At 67.5% G+C, this 26297-nt stretch carries 31 protein-coding genes; 2 read left to right on the forward strand and 29 right to left on the reverse strand.

From position 1 onward, the window contains the following. Nucleotides 1-15: 15 nt before the first annotated feature. The 23 genes from rpsS to KEC56_RS00370 form a co-directional block, all read right to left on the reverse strand. Nucleotides 16-297 carry a 30S ribosomal protein S19 gene (gene rpsS, locus KEC56_RS00260; RefSeq protein WP_120229702.1) on the reverse strand — a complete coding sequence of 94 codons (282 nt, stop codon included), beginning with the start codon at nt 295-297 and terminating at the stop codon, nt 16-18. Nucleotides 298-309: 12 nt separating this feature from the next. Continuing rightward, nucleotides 310-1149, reverse strand: a complete 840-nt coding sequence (gene rplB, locus KEC56_RS00265) for a 50S ribosomal protein L2 (RefSeq protein ID WP_175985203.1) — start codon at nt 1147-1149, stop codon at nt 310-312. Between the two features lie 21 nt (nt 1150-1170). Beyond that, entirely contained in the window at nt 1171-1494 is a 324-nt protein-coding gene (rplW, locus tag KEC56_RS00270) for a 50S ribosomal protein L23 (protein ID WP_175985201.1), read from the reverse strand. Next, a complete protein-coding gene (rplD, locus tag KEC56_RS00275) occupies nt 1491-2153 on the reverse strand; it encodes a 50S ribosomal protein L4 (RefSeq protein ID WP_175985199.1) in 663 nt (220 codons plus the stop codon). The genes rplW and rplD overlap by 4 nt, the downstream gene beginning before the upstream one ends. Nucleotides 2154-2156: 3 nt before the next feature. Then, nucleotides 2157-2816, reverse strand: coding sequence for a 50S ribosomal protein L3 (gene rplC / locus KEC56_RS00280; protein WP_175985197.1), 660 nt, complete (start codon nt 2814-2816; stop codon nt 2157-2159). A 10-nt stretch (nt 2817-2826) separates the two neighbouring features. Beyond that, complete coding sequence (gene rpsJ / locus KEC56_RS00285; RefSeq protein WP_085018734.1) at nt 2827-3135, reverse strand: 30S ribosomal protein S10; 309 nt, start codon at nt 3133-3135, stop codon at nt 2827-2829. Between the two features lie 428 nt (nt 3136-3563). Beyond that, a complete protein-coding gene (locus KEC56_RS00290; RefSeq protein WP_227529345.1) occupies nt 3564-3776 on the reverse strand; it encodes a hypothetical protein in 213 nt (70 codons plus the stop codon). Between the two features lie 112 nt (nt 3777-3888). Further along, nucleotides 3889-4506, reverse strand: a complete 618-nt coding sequence (locus tag KEC56_RS00295) for a signal peptidase I (protein WP_227529346.1) — start codon at nt 4504-4506, stop codon at nt 3889-3891. Next, on the reverse strand, nt 4503-5165 hold the full coding sequence (locus KEC56_RS00300; protein ID WP_227529347.1) for a hypothetical protein: 663 nt from the start codon (nt 5163-5165) through the stop codon (nt 4503-4505). Before KEC56_RS00300 ends, KEC56_RS00295 begins: the two co-directional genes overlap by 4 nt. Then, complete coding sequence (locus KEC56_RS00305) at nt 5162-6022, reverse strand: hypothetical protein (RefSeq protein ID WP_227529348.1); 861 nt, start codon at nt 6020-6022, stop codon at nt 5162-5164. Before KEC56_RS00305 ends, KEC56_RS00300 begins: the two co-directional genes overlap by 4 nt. Beyond that, nucleotides 6019-6570 (reverse strand): hypothetical protein, encoded by a 552-nt coding sequence (locus KEC56_RS00310; RefSeq protein WP_227529349.1) that lies wholly within the window; start codon nt 6568-6570, stop codon nt 6019-6021. The genes KEC56_RS00305 and KEC56_RS00310 overlap by 4 nt, the downstream gene beginning before the upstream one ends. 21 nt (nt 6571-6591) lie before the next feature. After that, a complete protein-coding gene (locus KEC56_RS00315; RefSeq protein WP_227529350.1) occupies nt 6592-7125 on the reverse strand; it encodes an alternate-type signal peptide domain-containing protein in 534 nt (177 codons plus the stop codon). Nucleotides 7126-7382: 257 nt separating this feature from the next. Then, nucleotides 7383-8573, reverse strand: a complete 1191-nt coding sequence (gene tuf / locus KEC56_RS00320) for an elongation factor Tu (protein ID WP_175985187.1) — start codon at nt 8571-8573, stop codon at nt 7383-7385. A gap of 151 nt (nt 8574-8724) precedes the next feature. Then, nucleotides 8725-10839 carry an elongation factor G gene (gene fusA / locus KEC56_RS00325; RefSeq protein ID WP_227529351.1) on the reverse strand — a complete coding sequence of 705 codons (2115 nt, stop codon included), beginning with the start codon at nt 10837-10839 and terminating at the stop codon, nt 8725-8727. A gap of 98 nt (nt 10840-10937) precedes the next feature. After that, on the reverse strand, nt 10938-11408 hold the full coding sequence (gene rpsG, locus KEC56_RS00330; RefSeq protein WP_017201608.1) for a 30S ribosomal protein S7: 471 nt from the start codon (nt 11406-11408) through the stop codon (nt 10938-10940). 5 nt (nt 11409-11413) lie between these two features. Then, nucleotides 11414-11782 (reverse strand): 30S ribosomal protein S12, encoded by a 369-nt coding sequence (gene rpsL / locus KEC56_RS00335; RefSeq protein ID WP_017201609.1) that lies wholly within the window; start codon nt 11780-11782, stop codon nt 11414-11416. A gap of 216 nt (nt 11783-11998) precedes the next feature. Continuing rightward, a complete protein-coding gene (locus tag KEC56_RS00340; RefSeq protein WP_175985182.1) occupies nt 11999-12646 on the reverse strand; it encodes a spermidine/putrescine ABC transporter substrate-binding protein in 648 nt (215 codons plus the stop codon). Nucleotides 12647-12698: 52 nt separating this feature from the next. Beyond that, the gene (locus tag KEC56_RS00345; protein ID WP_227529352.1) at nt 12699-13196 is read right to left on the reverse strand and encodes a DUF6121 family protein; all 498 of its coding nucleotides are present in this window, start codon (nt 13194-13196) and stop codon (nt 12699-12701) included. Nucleotides 13197-13203: 7 nt separating this feature from the next. Beyond that, complete coding sequence (locus KEC56_RS00350; RefSeq protein WP_227529353.1) at nt 13204-14229, reverse strand: ABC transporter; 1026 nt, start codon at nt 14227-14229, stop codon at nt 13204-13206. A 111-nt stretch (nt 14230-14340) separates the two neighbouring features. Beyond that, the gene (locus tag KEC56_RS00355; protein WP_227529354.1) at nt 14341-14511 is read right to left on the reverse strand and encodes a hypothetical protein; all 171 of its coding nucleotides are present in this window, start codon (nt 14509-14511) and stop codon (nt 14341-14343) included. Between the two features lie 68 nt (nt 14512-14579). Further along, nucleotides 14580-15470 carry a sugar ABC transporter permease gene (locus tag KEC56_RS00360; RefSeq protein ID WP_175985176.1) on the reverse strand — a complete coding sequence of 297 codons (891 nt, stop codon included), beginning with the start codon at nt 15468-15470 and terminating at the stop codon, nt 14580-14582. A gap of 1 nt (nt 15471) precedes the next feature. Next, the gene (locus KEC56_RS00365; RefSeq protein WP_227529355.1) at nt 15472-17085 is read right to left on the reverse strand and encodes an ABC transporter permease subunit; all 1614 of its coding nucleotides are present in this window, start codon (nt 17083-17085) and stop codon (nt 15472-15474) included. Nucleotides 17086-17150: 65 nt separating this feature from the next. Next, nucleotides 17151-18383: a sugar ABC transporter substrate-binding protein gene (locus KEC56_RS00370; protein WP_227529356.1), complete on the reverse strand. Its 1233-nt coding sequence runs from the start codon at nt 18381-18383 to the stop codon at nt 17151-17153. Between the two features lie 192 nt (nt 18384-18575). On the opposite strand from KEC56_RS00370, the gene KEC56_RS00375 reads away from it, so the two are divergent. Then, entirely contained in the window at nt 18576-19064 is a 489-nt protein-coding gene (locus KEC56_RS00375; RefSeq protein WP_175985170.1) for a YajQ family cyclic di-GMP-binding protein, read from the forward strand. Here KEC56_RS00375 and KEC56_RS00380 read toward each other — a convergent pair. The 5 genes from KEC56_RS00380 to KEC56_RS00400 are packed head-to-tail and all read right to left on the reverse strand — an operon-like array spanning nt 19051 to nt 23961. Next, complete coding sequence (locus KEC56_RS00380; protein WP_227529357.1) at nt 19051-20094, reverse strand: alpha/beta hydrolase; 1044 nt, start codon at nt 20092-20094, stop codon at nt 19051-19053. The two genes, KEC56_RS00375 and KEC56_RS00380, sit on opposite strands and share 14 nt — an antisense overlap. 37 nt (nt 20095-20131) lie before the next feature. Then, entirely contained in the window at nt 20132-21505 is a 1374-nt protein-coding gene (locus KEC56_RS00385) for an FAD-dependent oxidoreductase (RefSeq protein WP_227529358.1), read from the reverse strand. A 36-nt stretch (nt 21506-21541) separates the two neighbouring features. Next, nucleotides 21542-22603 carry a polyprenyl synthetase family protein gene (locus tag KEC56_RS00390; RefSeq protein WP_227529359.1) on the reverse strand — a complete coding sequence of 354 codons (1062 nt, stop codon included), beginning with the start codon at nt 22601-22603 and terminating at the stop codon, nt 21542-21544. Between the two features lie 21 nt (nt 22604-22624). After that, the gene (locus tag KEC56_RS00395) at nt 22625-23380 is read right to left on the reverse strand and encodes a ubiquinone/menaquinone biosynthesis methyltransferase (protein WP_308012986.1); all 756 of its coding nucleotides are present in this window, start codon (nt 23378-23380) and stop codon (nt 22625-22627) included. Further along, nucleotides 23377-23961: a DUF402 domain-containing protein gene (locus KEC56_RS00400; protein ID WP_227529360.1), complete on the reverse strand. Its 585-nt coding sequence runs from the start codon at nt 23959-23961 to the stop codon at nt 23377-23379. The genes KEC56_RS00395 and KEC56_RS00400 overlap by 4 nt, the downstream gene beginning before the upstream one ends. A gap of 56 nt (nt 23962-24017) precedes the next feature. Between KEC56_RS00400 and KEC56_RS00405 the strand changes: the two genes are divergently transcribed. Continuing rightward, a complete protein-coding gene (locus KEC56_RS00405; RefSeq protein WP_227529361.1) occupies nt 24018-25283 on the forward strand; it encodes an isochorismate synthase in 1266 nt (421 codons plus the stop codon). On the opposite strand, the gene KEC56_RS00410 is transcribed toward KEC56_RS00405, so the two are convergent. After that, entirely contained in the window at nt 25280-26134 is an 855-nt protein-coding gene (locus KEC56_RS00410) for a polyphosphate kinase 2 family protein (RefSeq protein ID WP_227529362.1), read from the reverse strand. The two genes, KEC56_RS00405 and KEC56_RS00410, sit on opposite strands and share 4 nt — an antisense overlap. Nucleotides 26135-26297: the final 163 nt, after the last annotated feature.

Here is a 26297-nt window from a genome sequence, read left to right on the forward strand (position 1 = left end):
TCTATCGTCCCCGCGTCAGCGGCGACGGCCCTTCTTGTCGTCCTTCTCGTGGCCGCGGAAGGTGCGGGTGGGCGCGAACTCGCCCAGCTTGTGACCGACCATGGTCTCGGTGACAAACACAGGGATGTGCTTGCGACCGTCGTGGACCGCGATCGTGTGACCCAGCATGGCCGGGATGATCATGGACCGGCGAGACCAGGTCTTGATGACGTTCTTGGTACCGGCTTCGTTCTGCACGACGACCTTGCGAAGCAGGTGCTCGTCGACGAAGGGGCCCTTCTTGAGACTCCGTGGCATCTTCTTCTACTCCTACTTGCGCTTCTTGCCGGCGGTGCGACGACGCACGATGTACTTGTCGCTTTCCTTGTTGGCGTGACGGGTACGACCCTCAGCCTGACCCCAGGGGGTGACCGGGTGACGTCCACCGGACGTCTTGCCCTCACCACCACCGTGCGGGTGGTCGACCGGGTTCATCGCGACACCGCGGACGGTCGGGCGGACGCCCTTCCAGCGCTTGCGGCCGGCCTTGCCCCAGTTGATGTTCGACTGCTCGGCGTTGCCGACCTCGCCGATGGTGGCGCGGCAGCGTGCGTCGACGTTGCGGATCTCACCCGAGGGCAGGCGGAGCTGCGCGTACGGGCCGTCCTTCGCGACGAGACGGACGGATGCACCGGCCGAACGCGCGAGCTTGGCGCCGCCGCCGGGGCGGAGCTCGATCGCGTGGATCACCGTACCGGTCGGGATGTTCTTCAGCGGAAGGTTGTTGCCCGGCTTGATGTCAGCCGATGCACCGTTCTCGATGATGTCGCCCTGCTTCAGCTTGTTCGGCGCGAGGATGTAGCGCTTCTCGCCGTCGAAGTAGTGCAGCAGCGCGATGCGCGCGGTGCGGTTGGGGTCGTACTCGATGTGAGCGACCTTGGCGTTGACGCCGTCCTTGTCATTGCGACGGAAGTCGATGACACGGTACTGGCGCTTGTGGCCACCACCGATGTGACGGGTCGTGATGCGGCCCTGGTTGTTGCGACCACCGGTCTTCGAGAGCGGGCGCAGCAGCGACTTCTCGGGCGTCGATCGAGTGATCTCGGCGAAGTCAGCCACCGACGAGCCACGGCGACCCGGGGTCGTGGGCTTGTACTTGCGAATAGCCATGATTGTCCTTTATCCCCCGGATCAGCCGATTGCCGTGAAGATGTCGATGGTGCCCGACTTCAGGCTCACGATGGCGCGCTTGGTGTCCTTGCGCTTACCGGTGCCGAAGCGGGTGCGACGGGCCTTGCCGACGCGGTTGATCGTGTTGACCGACGCGACCTTGACATCGAAGATCTTCTCGATGGCGAGCTTGATCTCGGTCTTCGACGCGCGCGGGTCGACGAGGAACGTGTACTTGCCCTCGTCGATCAGCGAGTAGCTCTTCTCAGAGACGACCGGCTTCAGGATGATGTCGCGGGGGTCCTTGTTGAACGCCGTCTGGAGGGCGCCGTTCTGCTCGGTCATGCCGAGACCTCCTCGGTTGCGCCGGTCTTGGAGGCGATGAAGCCCTCGAGAGCGGCCTGGGTGAAGACGATGTCGTCGGAGACGAGCACGTCGTAGGCGTTGAGCTGGTCGAAGCTGATCACGTGGAGGTTCGAGAGGTTCCGAATGCTCTTGGTGGTCAGCTCGTCGTTGCGCTCGGTCACGACCAGGATGTTCTTGGACGTGGCGACGGTCGCGAGGAACTTCGCGGCGGCCTTGGTCGACGGGACGCCGTCGATGCCGAACGACTCGATGGCGTGCAGGCGCTCACCGCGGAAACGGTCGCTGAGCGCGCCCAGGAGGGCGGCGGCGATCATCTTCTTGGGGGTGCGCTGCGAGTAGTCACGCGGCTTCGGGCCGTGGACGATGCCACCGCCTGTCATGTGCGGCGCGCGGATCGAGCCCTGGCGGGCGTTACCCGTACCCTTCTGCTTGAAGGGCTTGCGGCCAGCGCCGGAGACCTCGCCACGACGCTTGGTCGAGTGCGTGCCCTGGCGAGCCGCCGCGAGCTGCGCGACGACGACCTGGTGGATGAGCGGGATGTTCGTCTTGACGTCGAAGAGCGCGGCGGGCAGCTCGATGGAGCCTGCCTTCTTGCCGTCGGCCTTGAGGACGTCGAGCGCGAGAGTCGAGTCAGTCATGGACTAGGCCCCCTTCACTGCGTTGCGGACGTAGACGACGCGGCCACGAGCACCGGGGACGGCGCCCTTGACGAGCAGCAGACCCTTCTCGGCGTCGATGCCGTGCACCGTCAGGTTGAGGACGGTCACGCGCTCGCCACCCATACGGCCGGCCATGCGCATGCCCTTGAAGACGCGGCTCGGGGTCGACGATGCGCCGATCGAACCGGGCTTGCGGTGGTTGCGGTGTGCACCGTGCGATGCCGAGACGCCCTTGAAGTTGTGGCGCTTCATGACACCCGCGGTGCCCTTGCCCTTGCTGGTGCCGACGACGTCGACCAGCTGGCCCGCCTCGAACACGCCGTCGACCGTGATCTCCTGACCGAGTGAGTAGTCAGCAGCATCCGCGGTGCGGATCTCGGTGACGTGGCGGCGCGGCGTGACGCCAGCAGCCTCGAAGTGGGCGGTGAGCGGCTTGTTCACCTTGCGGGGGTCGATCTGGCCGGCGGCGATCTGAACGGCGTTGTAGCCGTCCTTCTCGGGAGTACGCACCTGGGTGACCACGTTCGGAGCCAGCTCGATGACGGTGACGGGGACGAGCTTGCCGTCCGCGTTCCACACCTGGGTCATGCCGAGCTTGGTGCCCAGCATCCCCTTCGAAATCTTTGCGTTGATGTCAACCATTCCAGACCCCTTACAGCTTGATCTCGATGTTGACGTCGGCCGGGAGGTCGAGGCGCATCAGCGAGTCGACAGCCTTCGGCGTCGGGTCGACGATGTCGATCAGACGCTTGTGGGTGCGCATCTCGAAGTGCTCGCGGCTGTCCTTGTACTTGTGGGGAGAACGGATCACGGCGACCACGTTCTTCTCCGTCGGAAGCGGCACGGGGCCGACGACAGTCGCGCCCGCACGGGTCACGGTGTCGACGATCTTGCGCGCCGACGTGTCGATGACCTCGTGGTCATACGACTTCAGGCGAATGCGGATCTTCTGTCCCGCCATTGTCTGCTCACTCTCTTTAAGGCGTCGTACCGGCCTGGATCGGATGACCCAGGGGCATTGGACGCACGTCGGCGCTGTTCGCGCCAGGCACTCCCCCGACGACATGACTGTCGAAGGGATGCGCACCACTGTTCTTCTGTCAGCCCGCACACCTCTCGGCGCACGGCAGAACCTCCTGGTGGAGGTGGTGTCGTTCTGCTGCCCGCGGCCTAGAACCCTGCATCCTCATGTTCGGGAGAACGGATGCCGTCTATGCACTGCCCTGGCAGTGATCCGTGAGGCGCGCACTGCGCACCGCCGGAATGTGGAACCTGTCTATTCTGCCATGCCGGATTTCACTTGCGCAAACCCGGGCGTGTCGCGCTCGGATGCCACGCGGACACTGCGAAGGCGGCGCACCCGATGGTGCGCCGCCTTCGAGGATTCTCTTACTCGTTTCCGATCGACTTGTCGGCCGCGTCGCGGATCTCGTCGATCTTCTCGGATGCTCCGGGGGCGATCTTCTTGGCGAAGTCGGCGACGCCGTCGAGGACCTTGTCGCTGATGTCCTCGGCCTGGTCGCTCTTGAGAGCTCCGTCGACCTTTTCCTTGTTCTGCTCGTACAGGCCCTTGCCCTTGTTCACCAGGTCATCGATACCCATGCGGGTCCCCCTTTTGCGGTCGTCGCGCCGGCGAATGCCGACCCCTACATTCTGCATCGTCGGTGCCCCTTTGCACAGGGTCGTCACAAACTGCGCCGCGGCGTCGGCATCCTCACGCCTCAGCGCGTGCGGCCCGAGAACCCCGTCTGCGCTCCCGCGCAGCGTGCAGGACCATGACCGCGCCGTAGGCGAACAACCCCACCGCGGCGATGGGGATGGCCCACGCGCGAGCCGATCCGTTGATCACGTTGTTCACCCACCCGATGTACGGCACCGCGTACCAGAGCTTCCCGATGACCTGCACGGGGCGTACCGGATCCTCGTCGTCGACGTTGTTGGCGTCGCCTCGTGTGACGAACAGCGGCTCGCCCGTGGCGTCCGCCCCCACGCCCACGATCCGGTGCGTCGCCACCTGCGCCTCGCCTGACCGGAGTTGGAACGTGATGACGTCGCCCATCGACAGCTCGTCAGGGGCGACGGGGCGCACGACGACGAGCGTGCCCGGCGGGTACGTGGGCTCCATCGAACCGGTCAGCACGGTGTAGGTCTTCGCGCCGGTGACCGCGGGGACGACGATGACTGCGGCGGCGAGGGCGATCATCGCCACGAGCAGCGCCCAGGAGGCGCCGCCGAGGAGCATCCGCCACCAGGACACGCGCTGCTCGGTGTCGGCATCCACCGGCTGCGGCGCCTCCGCGGTCTCGGTCGCGTCCTCGTGCACCGCGATCATGAGTGACCGGATTCCCGGCGTCGCCTGCTGAAGACGATGCCGAGGATGACTCCGACGGCGCCCAGGGCGGCGAGGAATGCGAGAGGCCGGGCGTCCTGGCCCGTCAGTGCGAGCGGTGCGACGTCGACCGCGGCTGCCGCCTGGCAGCCAGCCGGACGGGGCGTCACCGACGTGTCGCTCATGGCCACGGCGAGCGACAGCCTCAGGGACGTCCGCTGGTCGGTCGTCAGCGACGGATCGACTGTCACGGTCGCGGTCACGGGGAGGCTCTCACCCGGCGCAAGTCGCGCGGTCTGGAGAGGACGGCAGCGATCGAACGCATCGAGGGCGACGCTGTTCGCAACGGCACCGGTCACATGCACGGCCTCGAGGAGGGTTGCGGACGGCGAGGACGCCTCATCGAGAAAGATGGCGACGTTCGATGCGGAATCGTGCGCGCTGCGCAGATAGACGGTCGAGACGTGCGTGCTGCCGGGGACGGGTCGCCACGTCGGGGGCAGCAGCGGTGCGGATGCAGCCGCCCAGGTGACGCCGTCGACGGAGTACTCCAGGGGAAGCGCCGAGTCCGTGGAGGCAGACGTCGATGCGGAGGCGGCCGGCGCGACCGCACCCGCGAGGAGCGGTACGAGCGCGGCGACGACGGCGGCACGGTGCATCATGTGCATTTCATCGGCTCGAAGCTTTTTCGGCTCATTCTGGCATCCGCGACGTTCACCCACGTCGAGCCGACTTGACGCTGAATCAGTACCGACATGTTGTCCTTGGGCCTGAACAACTGCGCATCCACAGTGAACGTGGATTCCTGATCGACTGTCAGTCGCGCCTGGGACCTCTGAGCTCCGTCGACCAACAGTCGGTAGTCGCCCGTTGCAGGGGCGACGATGGCGACGCTCGCCGAAGGATCGAACCCGAACGACGTTCCGGAGGTGCACTTGCCGATACCGGCGTTCGGGGCCGAGACGGTCAGCACGGCGGGGGCCGATGCGACGGCCCAGTTGTGCAGTCTCGGCGTGACGGTGAGCTGCGCTGTCATGGCTGAGTTGCGGTTGCTCATGGAAAGTCTGGAGTAGTCGATCCGCGTGCAGATCTTCGCAGCGGCGCCCGGCGCGAGTGCGGCGGGGATCGTGGCGGGCACCGCAGCGTAGTCCGCGGCGCGCGTCGGGCACGAGGCGCTCGGCGCGACCACGGCTGCACCGAGCGTCACGACTGCGGGAGCGATGAATGCGACGGTCTGCGGTAACGCCACATCGACACTCGCCCACGCGACCGCGCCCGTGTTGGTGACGCTGAACGATGCGTAATTCGAGCCGCTGAACCCGAGCAGGTCTGCGGCGGATCCCGCGAGTGACACGCTGGTGTTCTGAGGTCCGGCGATCGAGAAGGTCGCACTGCGCGCCGTCGCGGTCGCCTGAGCGGTGACGACCCAATAGGCGTAGGCCGTCGTCGGCACGGCAATCAGCACCGCAGCGGCCACCGCGATCGCGGCGATTCCTCGGCGGCTGCGCAGGACTCTCATTGCTGGGCTCCTGTCAGGACGAGGGCGATCGCTGCGGTCTGTGCGGACGAGCCGTTCGGGGCGGTGGTCGGGAGCTGCTGCCAGGCGCAGAGAGTGCGGGACTGGCCCGGTGCCAGTGTCACCAGGGCGCCGCTGACGGATCCCGACGTACCCGACCATGTCCCCGCCGGCGGAGTGGCCGCACACGATGACGAGGTCTGCAGCGCGACGGAGACGAGCACCGATCCCGCGAAGTTCGTCGGCGCGGCCCCGCTCGCGCTCGGCGTGACGGTGACGGCGAGGGGAACCATGCCCGTGTTCGTCACCGTGGGCGCCGCTGTCGGATGCAGCCGTGTGGCGGGCCCTCCCGGGTAGACGACTGTCGCGGCCTGCGCGCCGACCGCGCTCACCGTCAGCTCGGCAGTGCCCGTGCTCACCGTAGCTCCGGGGATCGTGGCCTGATCGGTCAGGTACGCGATCGTGCCGGGCGCGCCGACGACCGCCAGGACGACCGCTCCTGCGAGCAGGAGGGTCGTTCCCAGCGGGCGGCGGCGCGTACGGCGGTTCACGGCGATCTTGAACGATCCGGCTTACTTCTGGGTGACCGTGACAGTGCTGTCGGCGAGCGTGATGCCCTGGTTCATGGTGCCCACGCCCTCGGAACCCGCGGTGCCGAACGGCCACACGAGGGAGAAGTCGAGCGTGCCGCTCTTGGACCCCTTCGCGACCGCGAACGTGCTGCCCGTGATCGACGCCCCGTCGTAGGTACCCGTCGTCGTCGAGGTCATGTTCGTCGGCAGGATCCCGAGAGCGCCCCAGCCGATCGCGGCGTCGGCAGCGAGGTTGTCACCCGTGGCGGTGGTGGTGAAGTCGACCGAGCACTTCACTGTGTCGCCGGGGACCATGCGGAAGTTCTCGATGTCGGAGATGGCGACGGCGCCTGCTCCCTTGTGCGCGACGGTCCACTCGCAGCCGTCGATGATGGCCACGTCGAGTTCACCAGTGGTCACAGTGGCACCGCTGATGGCTGCGCTGTCCTGCCAGTAGGCGAGAGAACCAGCACCGCCCATGAGCAGTGTGATGCCCGCTGCGATCGCGAGGGTCCCCTTGGTGGCTTTCTTCATGACTGTTACTCCCCTTGTATGGTCGCGTCGGGCGTGAACCTGCATTCGCCCTGGCACATAAAAGTCCATACGTCGGGGGCACCCCCAGACATACGGACAGTTGTTATTGACCATAAGTCTACACTCAAGACTAGACAAAAGTTTATATGGAGCTTCTCGCGACCGAGTGTCTAGGAAGTGCTGCCGTCGGTTGCACCCCGGGCGCACGACAGCGGGGCCGGACCCGAAGGCCCGACCCCGCTGCGGAGTAAGAGAACTTACTTGATGATGCTGGTGACCGTACCGGCACCCACGGTGCGTCCACCCTCACGGATGGCGAAGCCGAGGCCCTCCTCCATGGCGATCGGCTGGATGAGCTCGACCGTCATGTCGGTGGTGTCGCCGGGCATGACCATCTCGGTGCCCTCGGGCAGCGTGATGACGCCGGTGACGTCGGTGGTGCGGAAGTAGAACTGCGGACGGTAGTTCGTGTAGAACGGGTTGTGACGGCCGCCCTCTTCCTTCGAGAGGATGTAGGCGGTGCCCTCGAAGTTGGTGTGAGGGGTGACCGAACCCGGCTTCACGACGACCTGGCCGCGCTCGACGTCCTCGCGCTTGAGGCCGCGGAGCAGCAGACCACAGTTCTCGCCGGCCCATGCCTCGTCGAGCTGCTTGTGGAACATCTCGATACCGGTGACCGTGGTCTTCTGCGTCGGGCGGATGCCGACGATCTCGACCTCGGAGTTGATGGCGAGGGTTCCACGCTCGGCGCGGCCGGTGACGACCGTTCCACGACCGGTGATCGTGAAGACGTCCTCGATCGGCATGAGGAACGGCTTGTCGCGGTCGCGCTCCGGGTCCGGAACGCTGTCGTCGACGGCCTGCATGAGCTCGAGGATCGAGTCGACCCACTTCTCGTCGCCCTCGAGCGCCTTGAGCGCCGAGACCTTGACGACAGGAGCGTCCTCGTCGAAGCCCTGGCCGGCGAGCAGCTCGCGGACCTCGAGCTCGACGAGCTCCAGGATCTCCTCGTCGTCGACCATGTCGGACTTGTTCAGCGCGACGAGCAGGTACGGAACGCCGACCTGCTTGGCGAGCAGGACGTGCTCGCGGGTCTGAGCCATCGGGCCGTCGGTGGCGGCGACCACGAGGATGGCGCCGTCCATCTGAGCAGCACCGGTGATCATGTTCTTGACGTAGTCGGCGTGGCCGGGGGCGTCAACGTGCGCGTAGTGACGCTTGGGGGTCTCGTACTCGATGTGCGAGATGTTGATCGTGATACCGCGCTGGCGCTCTTCCGGCGCCGAGTCGATGGAAGCGAAGTCACGCTGAACGTTGGTGTCCGACGGGTACTTGTCGGCGAGCACCTTGGAGATGGCTGCGGACAGCGTCGTCTTGCCGTGGTCAACGTGACCGATGGTTCCGATGTTGACGTGCGGCTTGGTCCGCTCGAACTTGGCCTTGGCCACTGGGTCCTCCTCAGGACGTTCGTGTAGAGATTGCCGGGCACTGGATTGTGACCGGTTCTCTACGGGGTTTGATTCTCAGTTTAGTAGAGAGTGCTTTGTGAAGTTGTGTGTTGTCCGACCGGCCCCGCGAAGGGGCCGGTCGGCTAAGGGCTTACTCGCCCTTGGTCTTCTGGACGATCTCGTCCGCGACGGCCTTGGGGACCTCGGAGTACGAGTCGAACTCCATCGAGTAGACCGCGCGGCCCGAAGTCTTCGAGCGCAGGTCGCCGATGTAGCCGAACATCTCGGACAGCGGCACCGAAGCGCGCACGATCTTGATGCCGGTGGCGTCCTCCATCGACTGGATCTGGCCACGACGCGAGTTCAGGTCGCCGATGACGTCGCCCATGTACTCCTCGGGAGTACGGACCTCGACGGCCATCAGCGGCTCGAGCAGCACGGGGTTCGCGCGGCGCACGGCCTCCTTGAAGCCCATGGAGCCGGCGATCTTGAACGCCATCTCCGAGGAGTCGACGTCGTGCGACGCGCCGTCGATCAGGATCGCCTTGACACCGACCATGGGGTAGCCGGCGAGGGCACCCGTGGCCATGGCGTCCTGGAAGCCCTGGTTCGTGGGCTCGATGTACTCGCGCGGGATGCGGCCACCGGTGACCTTGTTCTCGAACTCGTACGTCTTCTCAGCCGTGACCTCGAGGGGCTCGATCGTGAACTGGATCTTCGCGAACTGACCCGATCCACCGGTCTGCTTCTTGTGCGTGTAGTCGTGCTTCTCGACGGCCTTCTTGATCGTCTCGCGGTATGCCACCTGGGGCTTGCCGACGTTCGCCTCGACGCGGAACTCGCGCTTCATGCGGTCGACGAGGATGTCCAGGTGCAGCTCTCCCATGCCCTTGATGGTCGTCTGACCGGTCTCGGGGTTGAGCTCCGTGCGGAACGTCGGGTCCTCTTCGGCGAGCTTCTGGATGGCGACACCCAGCTTCTCCTGGTCGGCCTTCGTCTTCGGCTCGATCGCGACCTCGATGACGGGCTCGGGGAACGTCATCGACTCGAGGACGACCGGGGCAGCCGGGTCGGCGAGGGTGTCACCGGTGGTGGTGTCCTTCAGACCGATGACGGCGTAGATGTTGCCCGCGGTGAGCTTGTCGACCGGGTTCTCCTTGTTGGCGTGCATCTGGAAGATCTTTCCGATGCGCTCCTTCTTGCCCTTGGTCGAGTTGATGACCTGGGCACCCGACTCGAGCTCGCCCGAGTAGACGCGCACGTAGGTGAGGCGACCGAAGAACGGGTGCACGGCGACCTTGAACGCCAGCGCCGCGAAGGGGTCCTTCGCGTCGGGGTGACGCTCGATGATCTTCTCCTCGTCCTTCGGGTCGTGCGCCTCGATGGCGGGCACGTCCAGGGGCGAGGGGAGGTAGTCGACCACGGCATCCAGCATCGGCTGCACGCCGCGGTTCTTGAACGCCGAACCGCACAGCACCGGGTAGATCTCCGAGGCGACGACCATCTTGCGGATGGCGCCCTTGATCTCCGCGACCGTGAGCTCTTCGCCGCCGAAGAACTTCTCGAGGAGCTCGTCGTCGCTCTCGGCGACGGTCTCGAGCAGCTGCTGACGGTACTCCTCGGCCTTGGCCTGCAGGTCGGCGGGGATCTCCTGCACCTCGTACGAGGCACCCATCGTCACGTCACCCTTGGCGTCACCCGGCCACACCAGCGCGCGCATCTCGATGAGGTCGACGACGCCGACGAAGTCGTTCTCGGCACCGATCGGGAGCTGCAGCACGAGGGGCTTCGCACCCAGGCGGTTCACGATCGTGTCGACGGTGAAGTAGAAGTCGGCACCGAGCTTGTCCATCTTGTTGACGAAGCAGATGCGCGGAACGCCGTACTTGTCGGCCTGACGCCACACGGTCTCGGACTGGGGCTCGACGCCCTCCTTGCCGTCGAACACGGCGACGGCACCGTCGAGGACGCGCAGCGAGCGCTCGACCTCGACCGTGAAGTCCACGTGACCGGGGGTGTCGATGATGTTGATCTGGTGGTTGTTCCAGAAGCAGGTCACGGCGGCAGACGTGATCGTGATGCCGCGCTCCTTCTCCTGCTCCATCCAGTCGGTGGTCGAGGCGCCATCGTGCGTCTCACCCAGCTTGTGGTTCACGCCCGTGTAGAACAGGATGCGCTCGGTGGTGGTGGTCTTGCCGGCATCGATGTGCGCCATGATGCCGATGTTGCGGACCTTGCTCAGGTCGGTGAGCACGTCTTGTGCCACAGGAGTGTCCTTTTCTGTCTAGCAGTGCGACTGCGAAGAGAGGGGGTGCCGGGATCGAGCCCTTCGACAGGCTCGGGGATCGACCCCGGCGAAGCTGTTTACCAGCGGTAGTGAGCGAACGCGCGGTTCGACTCGGCCATCTTGTGAGTGTCCTCACGACGCTTGACTGCAGCGCCCAGGCCGTTCGACGCGTCGAGGATCTCGTTCTGGAGACGCTCGGTCATCGTCTTCTCGCGACGGCCCTTGGCGTAGCTGACGAGCCAGCGCAGCGCGAGGGTGTTGGCGCGGTGAGGCTTGACCTCGACCGGCACCTGGTACGTCGAGCCACCGACGCGGCGGCTGCGGACCTCAAGGGTGGGGCGCACGTTGTCGAGCGCCTTCTTGAGGGTGGCGACAGCATCCTGGCCGTTCTTCGCCTCGACGCCGCGGAGGGCGCCGTAGACGATCGACTCGGCCAGCGACTTCTTGCCGTCGACGAGGATCTTGTTCACCAGCGAGGTGACGATCGGAGCGCCGTATACGGGGTCGTTGACGACGGGGCGCTTGGGGGCCGGTCCCTTACGAGGCATCTAACTCAACCCTTCTTCGCGCCGTAGCGGGAACGAGCCTGCTTACGGTTCTTGACAGCCTGGGTGTCCAGGGCGCCGCGGACGATCTTGTAACGCACACCGGGGAGGTCCTTCACACGACCACCGCGGACGAGCACCAGCGAGTGCTCCTGCAGGTTGTGGCCCTCACCGGGGATGTAGGCGGTGACCTCGGTGCCGTTGCGGAGCTTCACACGAGCGACCTTGCGCATCGCCGAGTTCGGCTTCTTCGGGGTGGTGGTGTAGACGCGGGTGCAGACCCCGGCCTGCTGGGGGTTCGACTTCAGGGCGGGCGCCTTGGTCTTGGTGACCTTGGGCGAACGACCCTTGCGAACCAACTGCTGAATGGTTGGCACGTTCTCTCCTCATAGTGCTGCACGGTGACAGCGTGATGGGTTTCACATCATGACCCACCGGCGCGCCCGATCAGGCGTGCTTTTGGTGTGGTGGGTATGCCGTGGGGGCTGACCGGTATGGACCGGAGCCCGTGTGCAGGCACGCCGAGACGTGCACACACCTGACCAAGTGTAATCCCGCGTGACGCAAGCGGTCAAATGAGATCGCATGCGGTGCTACGGCGTCTCCGGATCGAACGGCGAGTCCAGCGCCTGGGTCAGCTCCGCCAGCAGCGCCTCGATCTGCGGCTCCACGTACTGCGAGATCGCACCCTGCACGGCCAGACGGTGCCGCAGGAGCATCCCGCAGATCTCCCGCCCGATCATGTTCGCGTACTCGTCGGCGAGACCGACCTCCTGACGCAGCGCCGCCTTCGCCTCGTCCGACAGCGGCGGCAGAGGCGGAAGCTCGGCCACGTCGTCGTCGGCGAGAGCGGCGATCGTGAACAGGAACGGAGCGCCCGGCACCGGATCGGGGTCCAGCGGCATGCCCTCGTACTCGGGGTCGAGGTCCTCGGACGGACGATAGCTGCGCGCGCGGTTGCGAGCAGCCTGCTGATCGAGCTCGGCCTGGAGCATCGGCAGATTGCGTGCGGTGTACTCGGCGACTGCGTGGTCGACGACGGTCTTGATCCGGGTGGAGAGACCGTGCTGCACGCCGTGCGGCACGTTTGATCCGATGCCCACGGCCGAGAGGATCGGCGAACCGAGGCAGCGCCGGCACGGCGCGACGCGGCCGCGGTGGGTGGCCGGCTCCCAGCGCGGCACCCAGCGCAGCCAGGCCTCCACGGCCTGGTCGACCTGCGTCTCCAGCGAGCGCTCCACAGGTCAAGGGTACGGCGAACCGCACGCGGACCGGAGATTTACGGCATCCGCGTCACGGATGATCCGGATCGTCCTTCTCCCACGGCCAGCGCGGGCGAGACGCGCGCGTGCGCCGGAGCGCGACACCCGCCCAGCCGGCGACCGCCGCCGTGACGAGGACCACGAGGCTCGCTCCCCCGGTGATCAGTCCTCCCATGACCGCGAGCGCCGTGACGAACTCGCCCCTGACGACGAGGGCGGCGATGCCGACCACGAGCAGATGCGCCAGGGCCGCGGCCAGGGCGATCGTCCAGACGGAGCGGAACCGGGGGCGAGCGATTCGGACGGCGAGCCAGAGGACGCCGGCGAACACGGCGACCGCTGCGACCATGCCCACGATGCCCGGGGCCTGCCCGAGCCCGGGGACGGCGATGACGTCGGCATCCGTCGCGATGCTCAGTGCGCCGAGGCCGAAGACGGTCAGGGCGAAGAAGCCGATCGTCGTCATGGCCGTCGCCAGAACGGCCGAGACCCCCGCAGGCACGGGGCCGCGGGGGTCTGACGTGGACATGATGCGGTTACCTCGAAAGCTGAGGACCGGCCTCGAGCGTGCGCTCGTACTCGCGCTGGGCCTCGTCGTTGAGCTCGGTCTTGCGGGCGCCGCTGCGGGCGACCCAGGCACCGAACCAGATGGTCAGCTCGCGCCCGAGCACGAAGGCGGCGAGGGCGAGCGGCGTGAACAGCTGCTGCCCGACGAGCTCTGATGCCTCGGATGCCGTGATCAGCCAGAACGGCGCCTCGAACAGCTGGCCGAGGATGTACCCGAGATAGGCGGCGACGCCGACGAGCAGGCCGAAGACGACCCACAGACCCCAGCGGCCGCGGTTGATGATCGCGCCGAGGAGCCAGAAGCCGATGAAGAACACGACGACGGGCGTCCAGAAGCCCCACGTCATCAGCGGCGCGAGGGCGGCATCGGCGAGGTTGTCCGCCGTGACGTCGCCGGCGAGCGCACCGAAGCCGAGCTGAGCGGCGAGGTAGAGCACGGCGAACGCGAGCGTCGCCAGCAGACCGATCGCACCGGCCGTGCCGCGGTTGCCGCGCTCGCGCGGCGGCTCGGGGGCCTGCACGAAGATGGGCTGCTGCTGCACGGACACCACCGCGGGGGCGGCTGCGCCGACGACGGGCTCGGACGGCACGACGCGCGTGTCGGTGTCGTCCTGCACGGTCGGACGGTACGCGGTGTCGGCGATCGAATCGTCGTGAGCGACGGATGCCGCAGGCTCGGCGGCTGCAGGAAGGAAACCGCCCTCATCGGATGCCGAGGCCGGTGCGGCGAAGGTTCCGGGGTGGTCGCGCTCAGCGGCCTCGAAGGCGGCGAGGTCGGGGTCGATGGCGTCCGCCGTCGTGTCGGCACCCTGCGTCGTGGTGGCGTCCGCGGCATCCGCCGGAACGGCATCCCGCGTGGTGTCGGCATCTGCGGCCGGCGTTCCGTTCACGTCAGCGCGCGCCGCTTCGGCCTCGGCGAGGCCGGCGTTCGCGCTGTCGACGACGTCGTCGACGTCGGACTTCTGCTCGTGCTGGGGGACCTCGGGGTCACTCATGGGGGCGCCTCTCGTCGGAATGTGCAGTGCGAGAATATCGCCGCGTCGGCGCCCGGAAGCGGAGGCGTGCCGACGTGTCGTCCGACCCGCGATCGCGCGCCGCCGCGACGCTCAGGGGGTCTCGACCGTGCCCGGCGCGACCGAACGGAGCGTGTCGCCGACGAACTGCACCATGACCGGCCCCATCGGAACCGCGAGCCACAGCAGCGCCGCCACGACAGCGATGCAGATCACGCCCGCTATCCAGCTCAGCGCCATGTTGCTGCCGTTCGCCCGTGCCATGCTTCCACGGTACGACCGGTGCGCGGCGGCCGCCGGACGGACACGCGAGGGAGAGCGCAGCGGCGCCATCAGCCCTTCGTCGCCCCCGCCGTGAGCCCGCCGACGATGTACTTCTGCAGGAAGAGGAAGAGCACCATCACGGGGATGGCCGCCATCACGGCGCCCGCCGAGAACGCCGACCAGTCCGCGTAGCGCGGGTTCGAGACCAGCTTGGTCAGACCCACGACGAGCGTCTGCTGCTCGGGGTCGATGAGCATGACGCTCGCGACCACGTACTCGTTGACCGTGCCGATGAAGCTCAGCAGCCCGACCACCGCGAGGATCGGTGCGACCAGGCGCAGGATGATCGTGAAGAAGATGCGCGCGTGACCGGCGCCGTCGATGCGGGCTGCCTCGTCGAGCTCCTTCGGGATCGTGTTGAAGAAGCCGTACATGAGGTACGTGTTCACACCGAGCGCGCCGCCGAGGTAGACGAGGATCAGGCCGGTGTGCGTGTTCAGGCCGATCGCGGGGAACCAGTCCCCCAGCGTCGTCATGAGGAGGAAGATCGCGACGACGGCGAGCAGCTGCGGGAACATCTGCACCACGACGATCGTGACCAGCCCCACGCGGCGTCCTGCAAAGCGCATGCGCGAGAAGGCATATGCGGCGCAGGCCCCGATGAACACCGTGACGAACCCGGTCACCACGGCGATGATCAGCGTGTTGAGGAACCACTTCGCATACGGGTTCTGCGGATCGGTGAGGATGCGCACGTAACTGTCGATGCCGACGGCGGAGAACAGCTGGTTCGATCCGGTGAGGGTGCCCCGCGGGTTCAGAGACGCGGAGAACACATACAGCAGCGGGAAGATCGCGAAGATGCTGACGACGACGGCGACGAGGTGACGCCATCCGGTGTCGGCGAACCAGGCGCCGAACGAGCGCCGGCGGACCTTCGTGGGGGTCGTGGTGGTCATCTCAGTTCAGCTCCTCGAGCGCCTTGGTCTTGCGGAAGCTGATGATCGAGATCACAGCGACGACGATGAAGATGATGATCGTGAAGGCGGATGCCAGTCCGTAGTCGCGGGTCTGGCCGGTGAAGGCGACCTTGTAGACCATCGAGATCAGGATGTCGGTGTGGCCGACCGGGATCGACACGTCGTCGAACCGCGGGCCGCCGTTGGTGAGCATGTAGATCAGGTTGAAGTTGTTGAAGTTGAACGCGAACGACGAGATCAGCAGCGGCGCGACGGTGACCAGCAGCAGCGGCAGCTTGATCTGGCGGAAGATCTGCCACGGGTTCGCGCCGTCCATGACACCGGCTTCGTTGACCTCTTCGGGGATGCCCTGCAGAGCACCCATGCACACCAGGAACATGTACGGGAAGCCGAGCCACAGGTTCACGATGAGCACCGAGACCTTGGCGAGGACGGGGTCGGTCAGCCAGGGGATGGATGCTCCGCCGAAGATCACCTGGTTGATGAAGCCGAAGCTCTCGTTCATCATGCCCGCCCACACCAGGGCCGACAGGAACGCCGGGAACGCGTAGGGCAGGATCAACAGGATGCGGTAGCCGTTGCGGAAGCGCATCCGGGTGTTGTTGAACACCAGCGCGAGCAGGAGACCGAGGAAGAAGGTCGACGCCACCGAGATCAGGGCGAAGACGAAGGTCCAGATCGTGACCGAGATGAGCGGCCCGCGGATCGACTCATCGGTCACCGCGCGGACGAAGTTGTCGAAGCCGACGGTGATCTGCCAGCCGGGCAGCAGCTCCTCGCCGTCCGCCGAGGTGAACGCGCCGGTGCCGATGTCTTCGTAGACGGTGCCCGAGTCGGTGTCGGTCATGGTGCCGGCGGCCTCGTCGTACTCGAGCGAGGAGACGTACAGGTACCCGTTCTGCCCGTCGGGCGTGCGGATGGCGCCGTCGTTGGGGTCGTCGCTGAACGGCACCGAGAGCTGCTCGATCTCGTTCGAGCGGGCCAGCACCTCCGCGAAGCTGAGAGAGGTCCATCCGTCGACCGCGGTGGCCTTGCCGCCGTCCATCGTCGCGCCGTCGACGTCTGCGAGCGGCTGGTCGTTCGTTCCGACGCTGACGTCGCCGTCATCCGGGTCGGTGACGAGCAGGCCGAGCGTGCCCAGCTGCTCCACGACGGTGACCGGGTAGGCGGGCGAATCCTCGACGCGCTCCTGCGCCGAGCGCATGAGGGCGGCGACGGCCTGATCCTTCGACCCGTTGTGACCGGTTCCGTAGTTCGTGAATCCGATGTAGCCGGTGTACAGCAGCGTGAACACCTGGAAGACGAGCAGGAAGATCACGCCGGGCGTGAGGTACTTCGCGGGAACCGCCTTGCGCGAGAAGTAGATGTAGTTGACGAGCAGCGTGACGAGGACGACGAGCGCCAGCACGACCCACTCGTGGTGGGTGAACAGCACGAAGGCCGCGTAGAGGGCGATCGCATCGACGATCGCGAGGAGCACGATCTTCAGCAGCATCCAGCCGAGGCGTCCGGACGCCGCCTCGGCGATGCTCGCAGCCTGACGCTGGCGCCGGGTCGGGGGCGGGGTCTGCTCCGCCTCGGTGGTGTCGCTCATGTTCATCCCGTCATCACGCTGTCGGGGCGAGCGCGGCTGCGCTCGCCCCGACAGGCTCACTGGTGTTACTTGATCGCTGCCGCGACGTCGTCGGCGAGCTTCTGCCAGGTCGCAGCCGGGTCGGCGCCGTTGATGATGGCGGCCTCGGCCACGCCCCAGAACTCCCACACGGCGCCCATGGCCGGGATGGCGGGCATCGGGACGGCGTCGGCACCGACGGTCTGGAAACCGGCGATGATCGGGTCGGATGCCGCGGTGTCGGCCGCAGCGGTGAGGGCGGGGAGGATGTTGCCCGCCTTGAACAGCTCGAGCTGGACGTCCTCGGTGCCGAGGTAGTTCACGAGGAAGTCGTTCGCAGCGACCTTGTTGTCGGACTCCGAGCTGACGAAGAAGCCCTTGACGCCGGCGAACGGCGAGGCGACCTGGTCGGTGGGGCTCGGGACGGGGTCGATCTCGACGTTGATGCCGCCGTCGACCGCGGCGCCGACGTTCCACGGGCCGGTCAGCCAGAAGGCTGCCTTGCCGTCGAGGAACTGCTGCTTGGCGATCTCGCCGTCGATGTCGGTGTTCAGCACGCCCGCGGCGCCCTGCTCCCCGAGCCACTGGGCGAAGGCGGTGCCGCCCTCGCTGCCGAGCTGCAGATCGGCGGCGTCGTAGCTGCCGGACGCGTCGGTGCCGAAGACGGGGGCACCGAAGGCCGTCTGGAACGGATACAGGTGGTACGGGTTGCCCTCGGCGCCCTGCTCGACGACGAACGGCTGGTCGAGGCCCGCGGCCTTGCCCTTGGCGATCATGTCGGCGAAGTCGGTGGCGGGCTCGGCGACGAGGTCGGCGTTGCGCAGCACGGCGATGTTCTCGACCGCGTACGGGAGCATGTACACGGAGCCGTCGTACGTCGAGGCCTGGAGGGCCACATCGAGGTAGTCGGATGCCGAGTCGCCGAGCTCGAGCGGAGCCACGACGCCGTTGGTGGACAGCTCGCCCAGCCAGTCGTGCGCGCCCATGGTGATGTCGGGGCCCTTGCCGGTCGGAACCTGCTGGATGAAGTCGTCCTTGATGGTGTCGACATCCTTGCCGACGATCTCGACCTTCACGCCGGTCTTCTCCTCGTACGCGTCAGCGGCGCCCTGGAGCGCGTCGACGCGCTCCGCATCCACCCAGACCGTGAGCGAGGAATCGGTGGACTCGTCGCCACCGGAGTTGTTCTCTGCTCCACCTGCAGCGCAGCCGGCGAGCGTGAGCGTGGAAACGGCGGCGACGGCGCCGAACGCGAGGATGCCCCTCTTGTTCACCTTCATTGGTGTGTGCCTCTCTTGATGCGTTAGGTGCTCGCAGAACTGCAAGCGCTTACAGTATGCATGGCAGGCGCCCGGTCTGGCAATCGCAGAAGCGGCCGATACCAAGCTGTAACAGAAGCGGGCGACCGGGCCGCGAGCATGGGAAGCGCTTTCAAAATCGTGGGGCGAACAGCGAATCGATAGGATGGCGCCATGGCAGACTCATCGTTCGACATCGTCAGCAAGGTCGACCACCAGGAGGCGGAGAACGCCCTCAACCAGGCCCGCAAGGAGGTCGAGCAGCGCTACGACTTCAAGGGCACCGGCGCCTCGGTCGAGTGGAGCGGCGAGTCGATCCTCATCAAGGCGAACACCGAGGAGCGCGCGAAGGCCGTCCTCGATGTGTTCCAGTCCAAGCTCATAAAGCGCGGCATCTCGCTCAAGAGCCTCGAGTCGGGCGACCCGTTCGCCAGCGGCAAGGAGTACCGGATCGTCTCGACGCTCAAGGACGGCATCTCGTCCGAGAACGCGAAGAAGATCGGCAAGATCATCCGCGACGAGGGCCCGAAGGGCGTGAAGAGCCAGATCCAGGGCGACGAGCTGCGCGTGCAGTCCAAGAGCCGCGACGACCTTCAGGCCGTGATCGCGCTTCTCAAGGGCTCCGACCTCGACATCGACCTGCAGTTCATCAACTACCGGTAGCCGCCGCCCACCCGGTCACCCAGCGCTCCAGCCGGGCATAGGCGTCGTCGCGGGCGGCCTTGCGCGACAGGAACACGTCGTGCAGCGCCCCGTCGATGCGCTCGATCGTCACGGATGATCCGAGCCCGAGCGCCCGCTGCGCGATCCCGTCGACGGCGAGAACCGTGTCGGCCGAGGTCAGCTCGTCGGACCACCTCGTCGGCAGCGCCGAGCGCTTCGACAGGAGCACGCACACCGGCGCGGTGATCGTCAGGCCGTCGGCGACCGTTCGATGACCGCGCGTGATCGCGCGGAGCCAGCCGGCGTGCACCGGCATCGCGGGCACCGGGCGCCACGTCGGATTCGTCTCCATCAGGTCGTCGGGGTCAGCGACCGCCGCCTGAGCACGGGCGTAGAAGCCGAGGTCGATCTGCGGCGCCGCCTCCATCGGGCGCAGCCGCGCCTGCAGCTCGATCATCGGGATGATCGCGGCGCGCAGCGGCGCGAGCTGCAGTTCCAGCCACGGCGAGTTCAGGATCACGGCATCCGCAGCGTCCGGATGACGCGATGCCCACAGGCTCAGCACCAGGCCACCGGTCGAGTGCCCCATGAGCACGAGCCGGCGCTGCCCCGCGGCACCAGGCCGCATCGCCTCGAGCGCCGCGGCGATGTCCTCGTCATACGTCTTCAGATCGGTGATGTACCCGGGCGTCTGCCCGTCACGGAGGCTGCGGCCGTACTTGCGCAGGTCCAGGGCGAAGAATCGGGCGCCCTGAGACGTCCAGAACCTGGCCAGCCGCTTCTGGAAGAAGTAGTCCGACCAGCCGTGCACGTAGAGCACGTCGACCCCGTCGAGCATCGGGGGCGGGTCTGCCTGCGGCATCCCGCGCAGACGACGGACGAACCGCTCCCAGCCGCTCGGCGGCTCGGGCGGCGCCGGCGGCAGAGCACGCACCAGCGTCGCGACGACCTCACCCTCGTGATCCTCTCCGAGCGGCAGCGTGGTCTGCTCGAACTCGTCCCCGAGGACGTCAAGCAGCCACGCGGTCATGGCGTCAGCCTAGCCGCGGGCGGGATGCTTCGACTCGCTACTCCCCGCGGGAGATGCGGACCATCTCGTCGCGCGGAACGACCTTGATGCGGGCGCGCTCGTGCGGCCCCCCGAGGGCGATCTCGTGCTCGTCGAGGCGGTGCCAGCCGTCGAGGTCGGTCCACTGGACCCCGCGCGACTCGAGCAGCGCGGGGATAGCGGCCTCGGACGGGTCCTCCGGCTGCCACCACGAGCCCTGGTCGTTGACGAGGTGCTGCACGGTCTCCATCGCGTCGGACTTCGTGTGGCCGATCAGACCGACCGGCCCCCGCTTGATCCAGCCGGTGGCGTAGATGCCGGGAACGCGCTGGTTGGAGTCCTTCGCGATGACCTGGCCCTCGCGGTTCGGGATCACGCCGTGCTTCTTGTCGAACGGCACGTCCTTCAGCGGCGAGCCGAAGTAGCCGACCGCACGGTACATCTGGCCGATCGCGATCTCGCGCAACTCGCCGGTGCCGGTCACGCCGCCCGAGCCATCGGGCTGCGTGCGCTCGTAGACGATGGCCGCGACCCTGCCATCTGTATCCTTCTTGATCTCGACGGGCTTGGCCCAGAAGTGCAGGTGGAGGCGTCGGGAGGCCTCTCCCCCGGCGTTGTTCACCGACGGGCGGGTGCGCCACTGCTGCAGGATGCGGTCGATGACCTTGACCTGCTTGTTGCTGGCGACGGCGTCCTTGGAAGCCTCGTCGTAGTCGAAGTCCTCGTCGTAGACGACCATGTCGACATCGCGCAGCTCGCCGAGCTCGCGCAGCTCGAGCGGGGTGAACTTCACCTGGGCGGGGCCGCGACGGCCGAACACGTGCACATCCGTGATCTTCGACGCCTCGAGGCCGGCGTGCACGTTGTCGGGGATCTCGGTGGGCAGCAGATCCTCAGCGTGCTTGGCGAGGATGCGGGCGACGTCGAGCGCGACGTTGCCGTTGCCGAGCACCGCGACGGACTCGGCGTCCAGGGTCCACTCGCGTGGCACGTCGGGGTGGCCGTCGAACCAGCTGACGAAGTCCGCGGCGCCGAACGAGCCCTCGGCGTCGATGCCGGGGATGTCGAGGGCCGAGTCGCGGATGGCGCCGGTGGCGAAGATCACGGCGTTGTAGTGCTTCTTCAGGTCGTCGAGCGTGATGTCCTCGCCGAAGCGCACGTTGCCGAAGATGCGGATGTCGCCGCGGTCGAGCACGTCACGCAGGGCGTTGATCACGCCCTTGATCCTGGGGTGGTCGGGGGCCACGCCGTAACGGACCAGGCCGTAGGGTGCGGGGAGCTGCTCGAACAGGTCGATGGAGACGTCGAAGGAGCGCTCGGTCTTCAGCAGGATGTCCGCCGCGTAGATTCCGGCGGGGCCTGCGCCGACGATGGCAAGCCTGAGCTTGGTCATGGGTGTCCTTTCGGATGCTGCAGCTGCGCGGATCGGTCAGCTGCTGCGGTCTGCAAGAGTCTCGGCGAAGCGGATCAGGGCGTCGCGCACCGTGCCCTTGGGCAGGGGGGCGAGCGCCGCGGTCGCGTCGCGGGTCCAGGTACGCGCGAGCTCGAGCGTCTTCTGCGTGACGGCGTGGTCGCGCAGTTCGGCGAGCGGCTGGTCGAGGATGGCGGGGTCGGCCCCGTCGGAGATCCGGGCCACGCCGTCGTCGATGCGCGCGGCGAGCGCGGCGGATGCGGCATCCGTCTCGGCCTTCAGCAGCAGGTACGGCATCGTCGGCACGCCGGCGCGCAGATCGGTGCCGGGGACCTTGCCGGTCTCGGCGGGGTCGGCGGAGAGGTCGATGACGTCGTCGAGGAGCTGGAACGCGACCCCGACCTTCTCGCCGTAGACGCGCAGCGGCTCCTCATATTCGGCCGGGGCGTTCGAGAAGATCGCGCCGCCCTGCGTGGCCGCGGCGATGAGGGATCCGGTCTTGTCGGCGAGCACCTGGATGTAGAACTCGATCGGGTCGTCGCCGTCCTGCGCACCGACGGTCTCGTGCAGCTGCCCGAGGACGAGGCGCTCGAACGTGTCGGCCTGCAGACGGATCGCGCGCTCGCCGTTTCTCGACATGAGCTGGCTCGCCCGCGAGAACAGAATGTCACCGGTGAGGATCGCGACGTTGTTGCCCCACACCGCGTGCGCGGCGGGGACCCCGCGGCGGCGGTCAGCTCCGTCCATGACGTCGTCGTGGTACAGCGAGCCGAGGTGGGTCATCTCGAGCGCCTTGGCGATGTCGATGACGGCTGGGATGTTGCCCTCGCCGAGCTGTGCGGTCAGGAGCGTCAGCACGGGACGGATGCGCTTGCCGCCGGCCTCGTACAGATAGCGTGCCGAGGCGTCGGCGATCGAGTCCGCGACGTGCAACTCATCGGCGAGCCCGGACTCGACGAGGTCGAGCCCGTCCTCGATCTGGCGAACGACGCGTCGCGCGGCCGGGCCGACGAAAACACGGTCGCTGAAGCCGAGTCGGCTCGCGAGGCGCGAACCCGGTGCGGCGGGGCTCGAAGTCACGATCTCCACCCTACCCGCGGCTCAGGCCGCGCTCGTCGCACGAGGCGAGTTGATCGCGCCGGGCGCCGCCGGCTTGACCGCGCGATGCAGGGCGACGATGCCGAAGGAGAGGTTGCGGTAGTGCACCTCGGTCCATCCCGCCTCGCGGATCCACGCCGACAGCCGCTTCTGGTCCGGCCAGTCGGCGATCGACTCGTTCAGGTAGTCGTAGGCGTCGCCGTTGGTGCCGGCGAGGCGCGCGACACGCGGGAGGACCTGCGCGTTGTAGAAGCGGTACAGGCCGCGGAAGGCTCGGCCGGGCGGGGTGGAGAACTCGTTGATCACCATGCGTCCACCGGGCTTCGTCACGCGGAACAACTCGGCGAGCGCCTTCTTCGGCTGCTGCACGTTGCGCAGGCCGTACGACATGGTGACGGCATCGAACTCGTCATCGCCGAAGGGGAGGTTCATGGCATCCGCCTCCACGAAGGAGAGGTTGGGCAGGTGACCGTGGCGGCGCTTGCCCTCGGCCAGCATCCCGGGCGAGAAGTCGGCAGCGACGACGTCTGCTCCGCTGGCAGCGAGGGACGCCGAGGAGGATGCCGTGCCCGCAGCGAGATCGAGAATCCGCTCGTAGCGCTTCGGGGCCACGGCACGGGTCGTCGCCGCGCGCCAGAACGCATCGTTGCCGAAGGTCATGACGGTGTTGGTCCGGTCGTATCCGGTGGCGACCTGATCGAACATGCCGCTGACGCGCTTCGGGTCCTTGCCGAGGTCGGCGCGGTTGGGCTCGTTCACGCGTCCAGTCTAGATCGCTCGAGCCCGAGCGCTTCCAGGCGGTCGAGCCAGCGGTCGGCGGTCGCGTCGTCGAACGGCGCGACCTGACGCCGGACTCGGTCTTCGAGGTCGAGGGTCAGCGCCTCGAGGCGGCTCATGACATCCGCCGGGTAGCCGTACCGGATGCTGTGCTCGGCCCACTCGTCGCGGTCGTCCACCCAGGTTCCGCTCGGGCCCTCGACCGGATCCCTCTCCTTCTCGAGGCGGATGACGTCGAGATCCATGTCGATGCCCGTCGCCAGCAGCGGGTCGTCGGTCCAGCGCACGTCCCAGCCGAGGTCGATGTAGACGCGCATCCCGATCGGATGGTCGCGATTGACCGTCAGGGCGAAGTCGCCCGACGGCGGCACGAGGGTGACGTTGGACGCCTCGGCGTAGAACTCCGCACCCGGGCGGATGCTGTGCCATCCGATCGGCTGACCGACCCAGTCGCCCCACTCATCCGCGCCCAGGTACACGCATTCATGGCGCCAGTGCGGCGAGCCGTCCCACTTGCGCCACTGGAAGATCATCTCGGTTCCGGGTGCGGGACGCGTGCTCACTCCCCCACACTACGCGGCACGCCTGCCGGGGCGCGGGTGCGAACTATTCTGGGGATGTGACCCACCGCCTGATCGTGCAGACCCGAGAGTTCGATCCGGTCGACGACCTGCTGGCGTATGCCGACCCCGATCGGCCGCTCGCGTGGCTCCGCCGAGGCGACGGGATCGTCGCCGTCGGCGACACGGTGCTGGCATCCATCCGGGTGCCCGCCGGCGAAGGAGCGCTGCGCAGCACGATCATGGCGGATGCCTGGCGCGCGCTCTCCGAGAACGCCGAGGTCGACGACCCCGTCGGCCTGCCGGGCACCGGACTGGTCGGGTTCGGGGCGCTGACGTTCGATGAGGGTTCGGATGCCGACAGCATCCTCCTCGTTCCCTCGATCATCCTCGGCAGGCACCAGGGGCGCGGGTGGATCACCCGGATCGCGCAGGCCGGGGACGACCTGCCGCAGGACCAGCCCGACGCCGCGCTCGAATCACGAGCGTACGGGCCGCATTGGGCGGGGACCGTCGGGCCGGGCGCGCAGTCGCCCGAGGGGTATCAGCGGTCCGTCCGCGCGGCGCTGACGCGGATCGCGGGCGGCGAGGCCAGCAAGATCGTGCTGGCCCGCGACCTGGCGGGCACGATTCCGGCCGGATCGGATCTGCGCCGACTCGTGCGGGCGCTGTCGACGGGGTATCCCGACACGTGGACGTTCGCGGTCGACGGCCTGATCGGCGCGAGCCCCGAGACCCTCGTGACCGTGCAGGACCGCACGGTCACCGCACGAGTGCTGGCCGGCACGATCGGGCGCGGAGCGGATGCCGACGAGGATGCCGCCGCGTCGGCTCATCTGGCGTCGAGCACGAAGGACATCGACGAGCACGAGTACGCCGTGCAGTCGTTGCTGGAGTCGCTGCGCCCGCACGTGCGGGCGATGGCGGCGAGTGAGCAGCCGTTCCTGCTGAAGCTGCCGAACCTGTTCCACCTCGCCACCGATGTCGAGGCCGAACTCTCCGAAGGCGAGTCCGCGCTCGACCTCGTCGGGGCCGTGCATCCGACAGCGGCCGTGGCCGGTACGCCGACGCCGGCCGCCGTGGCGGCGATCCGCGAGATCGAGCCGTTCGACCGCGGTCGATACGCGGGCCCGGTGGGCTGGATCGACGGCGACGGGAACGGCGAGTGGGCGATCGCGCTGCGCTGCGCGCAGTTCACGGCAGGGCCGGAGGCCATCGCGGTGACGGCGTATGCGGGCGCGGGGATCGTCGCGGCGAGCGACCCGGAGACCGAGCTGCTCGAGACCCGGGTGAAGTTCCGCCCGCTCGTCGACGCGCTGGCCTAAGTGGCGGCAAGCCTCTTCTTCTCGGCCTCGACGTCGAAGCCGGCGGCCGGCCACTGCGGGTCGATGTCCTCCACGGCTGTCAGCAGCAGCTCCTGCACGGCGAGCCTGGCGTACCACTTGCTGTTCGCGGGGACCACGTGCCAGGGCGCAGCCTCGGTCGAGGTCCGCTCGAAGACGGTCCGATACGCCGCCATGTACTGCGGCCACAGCATCCGCTCGTCGACGTCGCCGGGGTTGTACTTCCAGTGCTTGTCGGGGCGCTCGAGGCGCTCCATCAGCCGCTCCTTCTGCTCCTCCCGAGAGATGTGCAGCATGACCTTCACGATGCGCGTGCCGGATGCCGCGACCCGCGCCTCGAACGCGTTGATCGCGTCGTACCGGCGTTCGATCTCGTCCGCCGGCGCGAGCGCGCGAACCTTGCCGACGAGCACATCCTCGTAGTGCGAGCGGTCGAAGACGCCGATGAAGCCGGGCTGCGGCAGTCGCTTCTCGATGCGCCAGAGGAAGTCGTGCTCGAGCTCTTCCTTCGTCGGCGCCTTGAACGCCGCGAGCTCGACGCCCTGCGGGTCGACCCCGCCGACGACATGCCGCACGATCCCGCCTTTGCCCGCGGAATCCATCCCCTGCAGCACGAGCAGCACGGCGTCCTTCGCGTCGCCGGTGCGGCTCGCCGCGAAGAGGCGCTCCTGCAGCTCGCTGAGCGCCTCGATCCCGACGGCGAGCTCCTTCTCGGCGCTCTTCTTGCCTCCCGCGTAGCCGGGGTGGCTGCCCGGATCGACGTCCGACAGCCGGAATCCCTCCCCCACGCGCAGAATCTCGGATGCCTCGTCGGTCCAGCCTCGGTTGCCCATCTGCCCATCCTGCCCGAGCACAGCTTCGGATCACACCCCCGATCCACCCCGTGCACAGCTTCGGATCACAGACCGGTCCACCCCGTGCACAGCTTCGGATGGGAGCACGAACACGCCGGGGCCGGGGCCATCAGCCCGGAGTGTCGGCCGCGGCATCCGAAGT

It is taken from the genome of Microbacterium tenebrionis (genome assembly GCF_020682665.1).
GTDB classification, from domain to species: Bacteria; Actinomycetota; Actinomycetes; order Actinomycetales; family Microbacteriaceae; genus Microbacterium; species Microbacterium tenebrionis.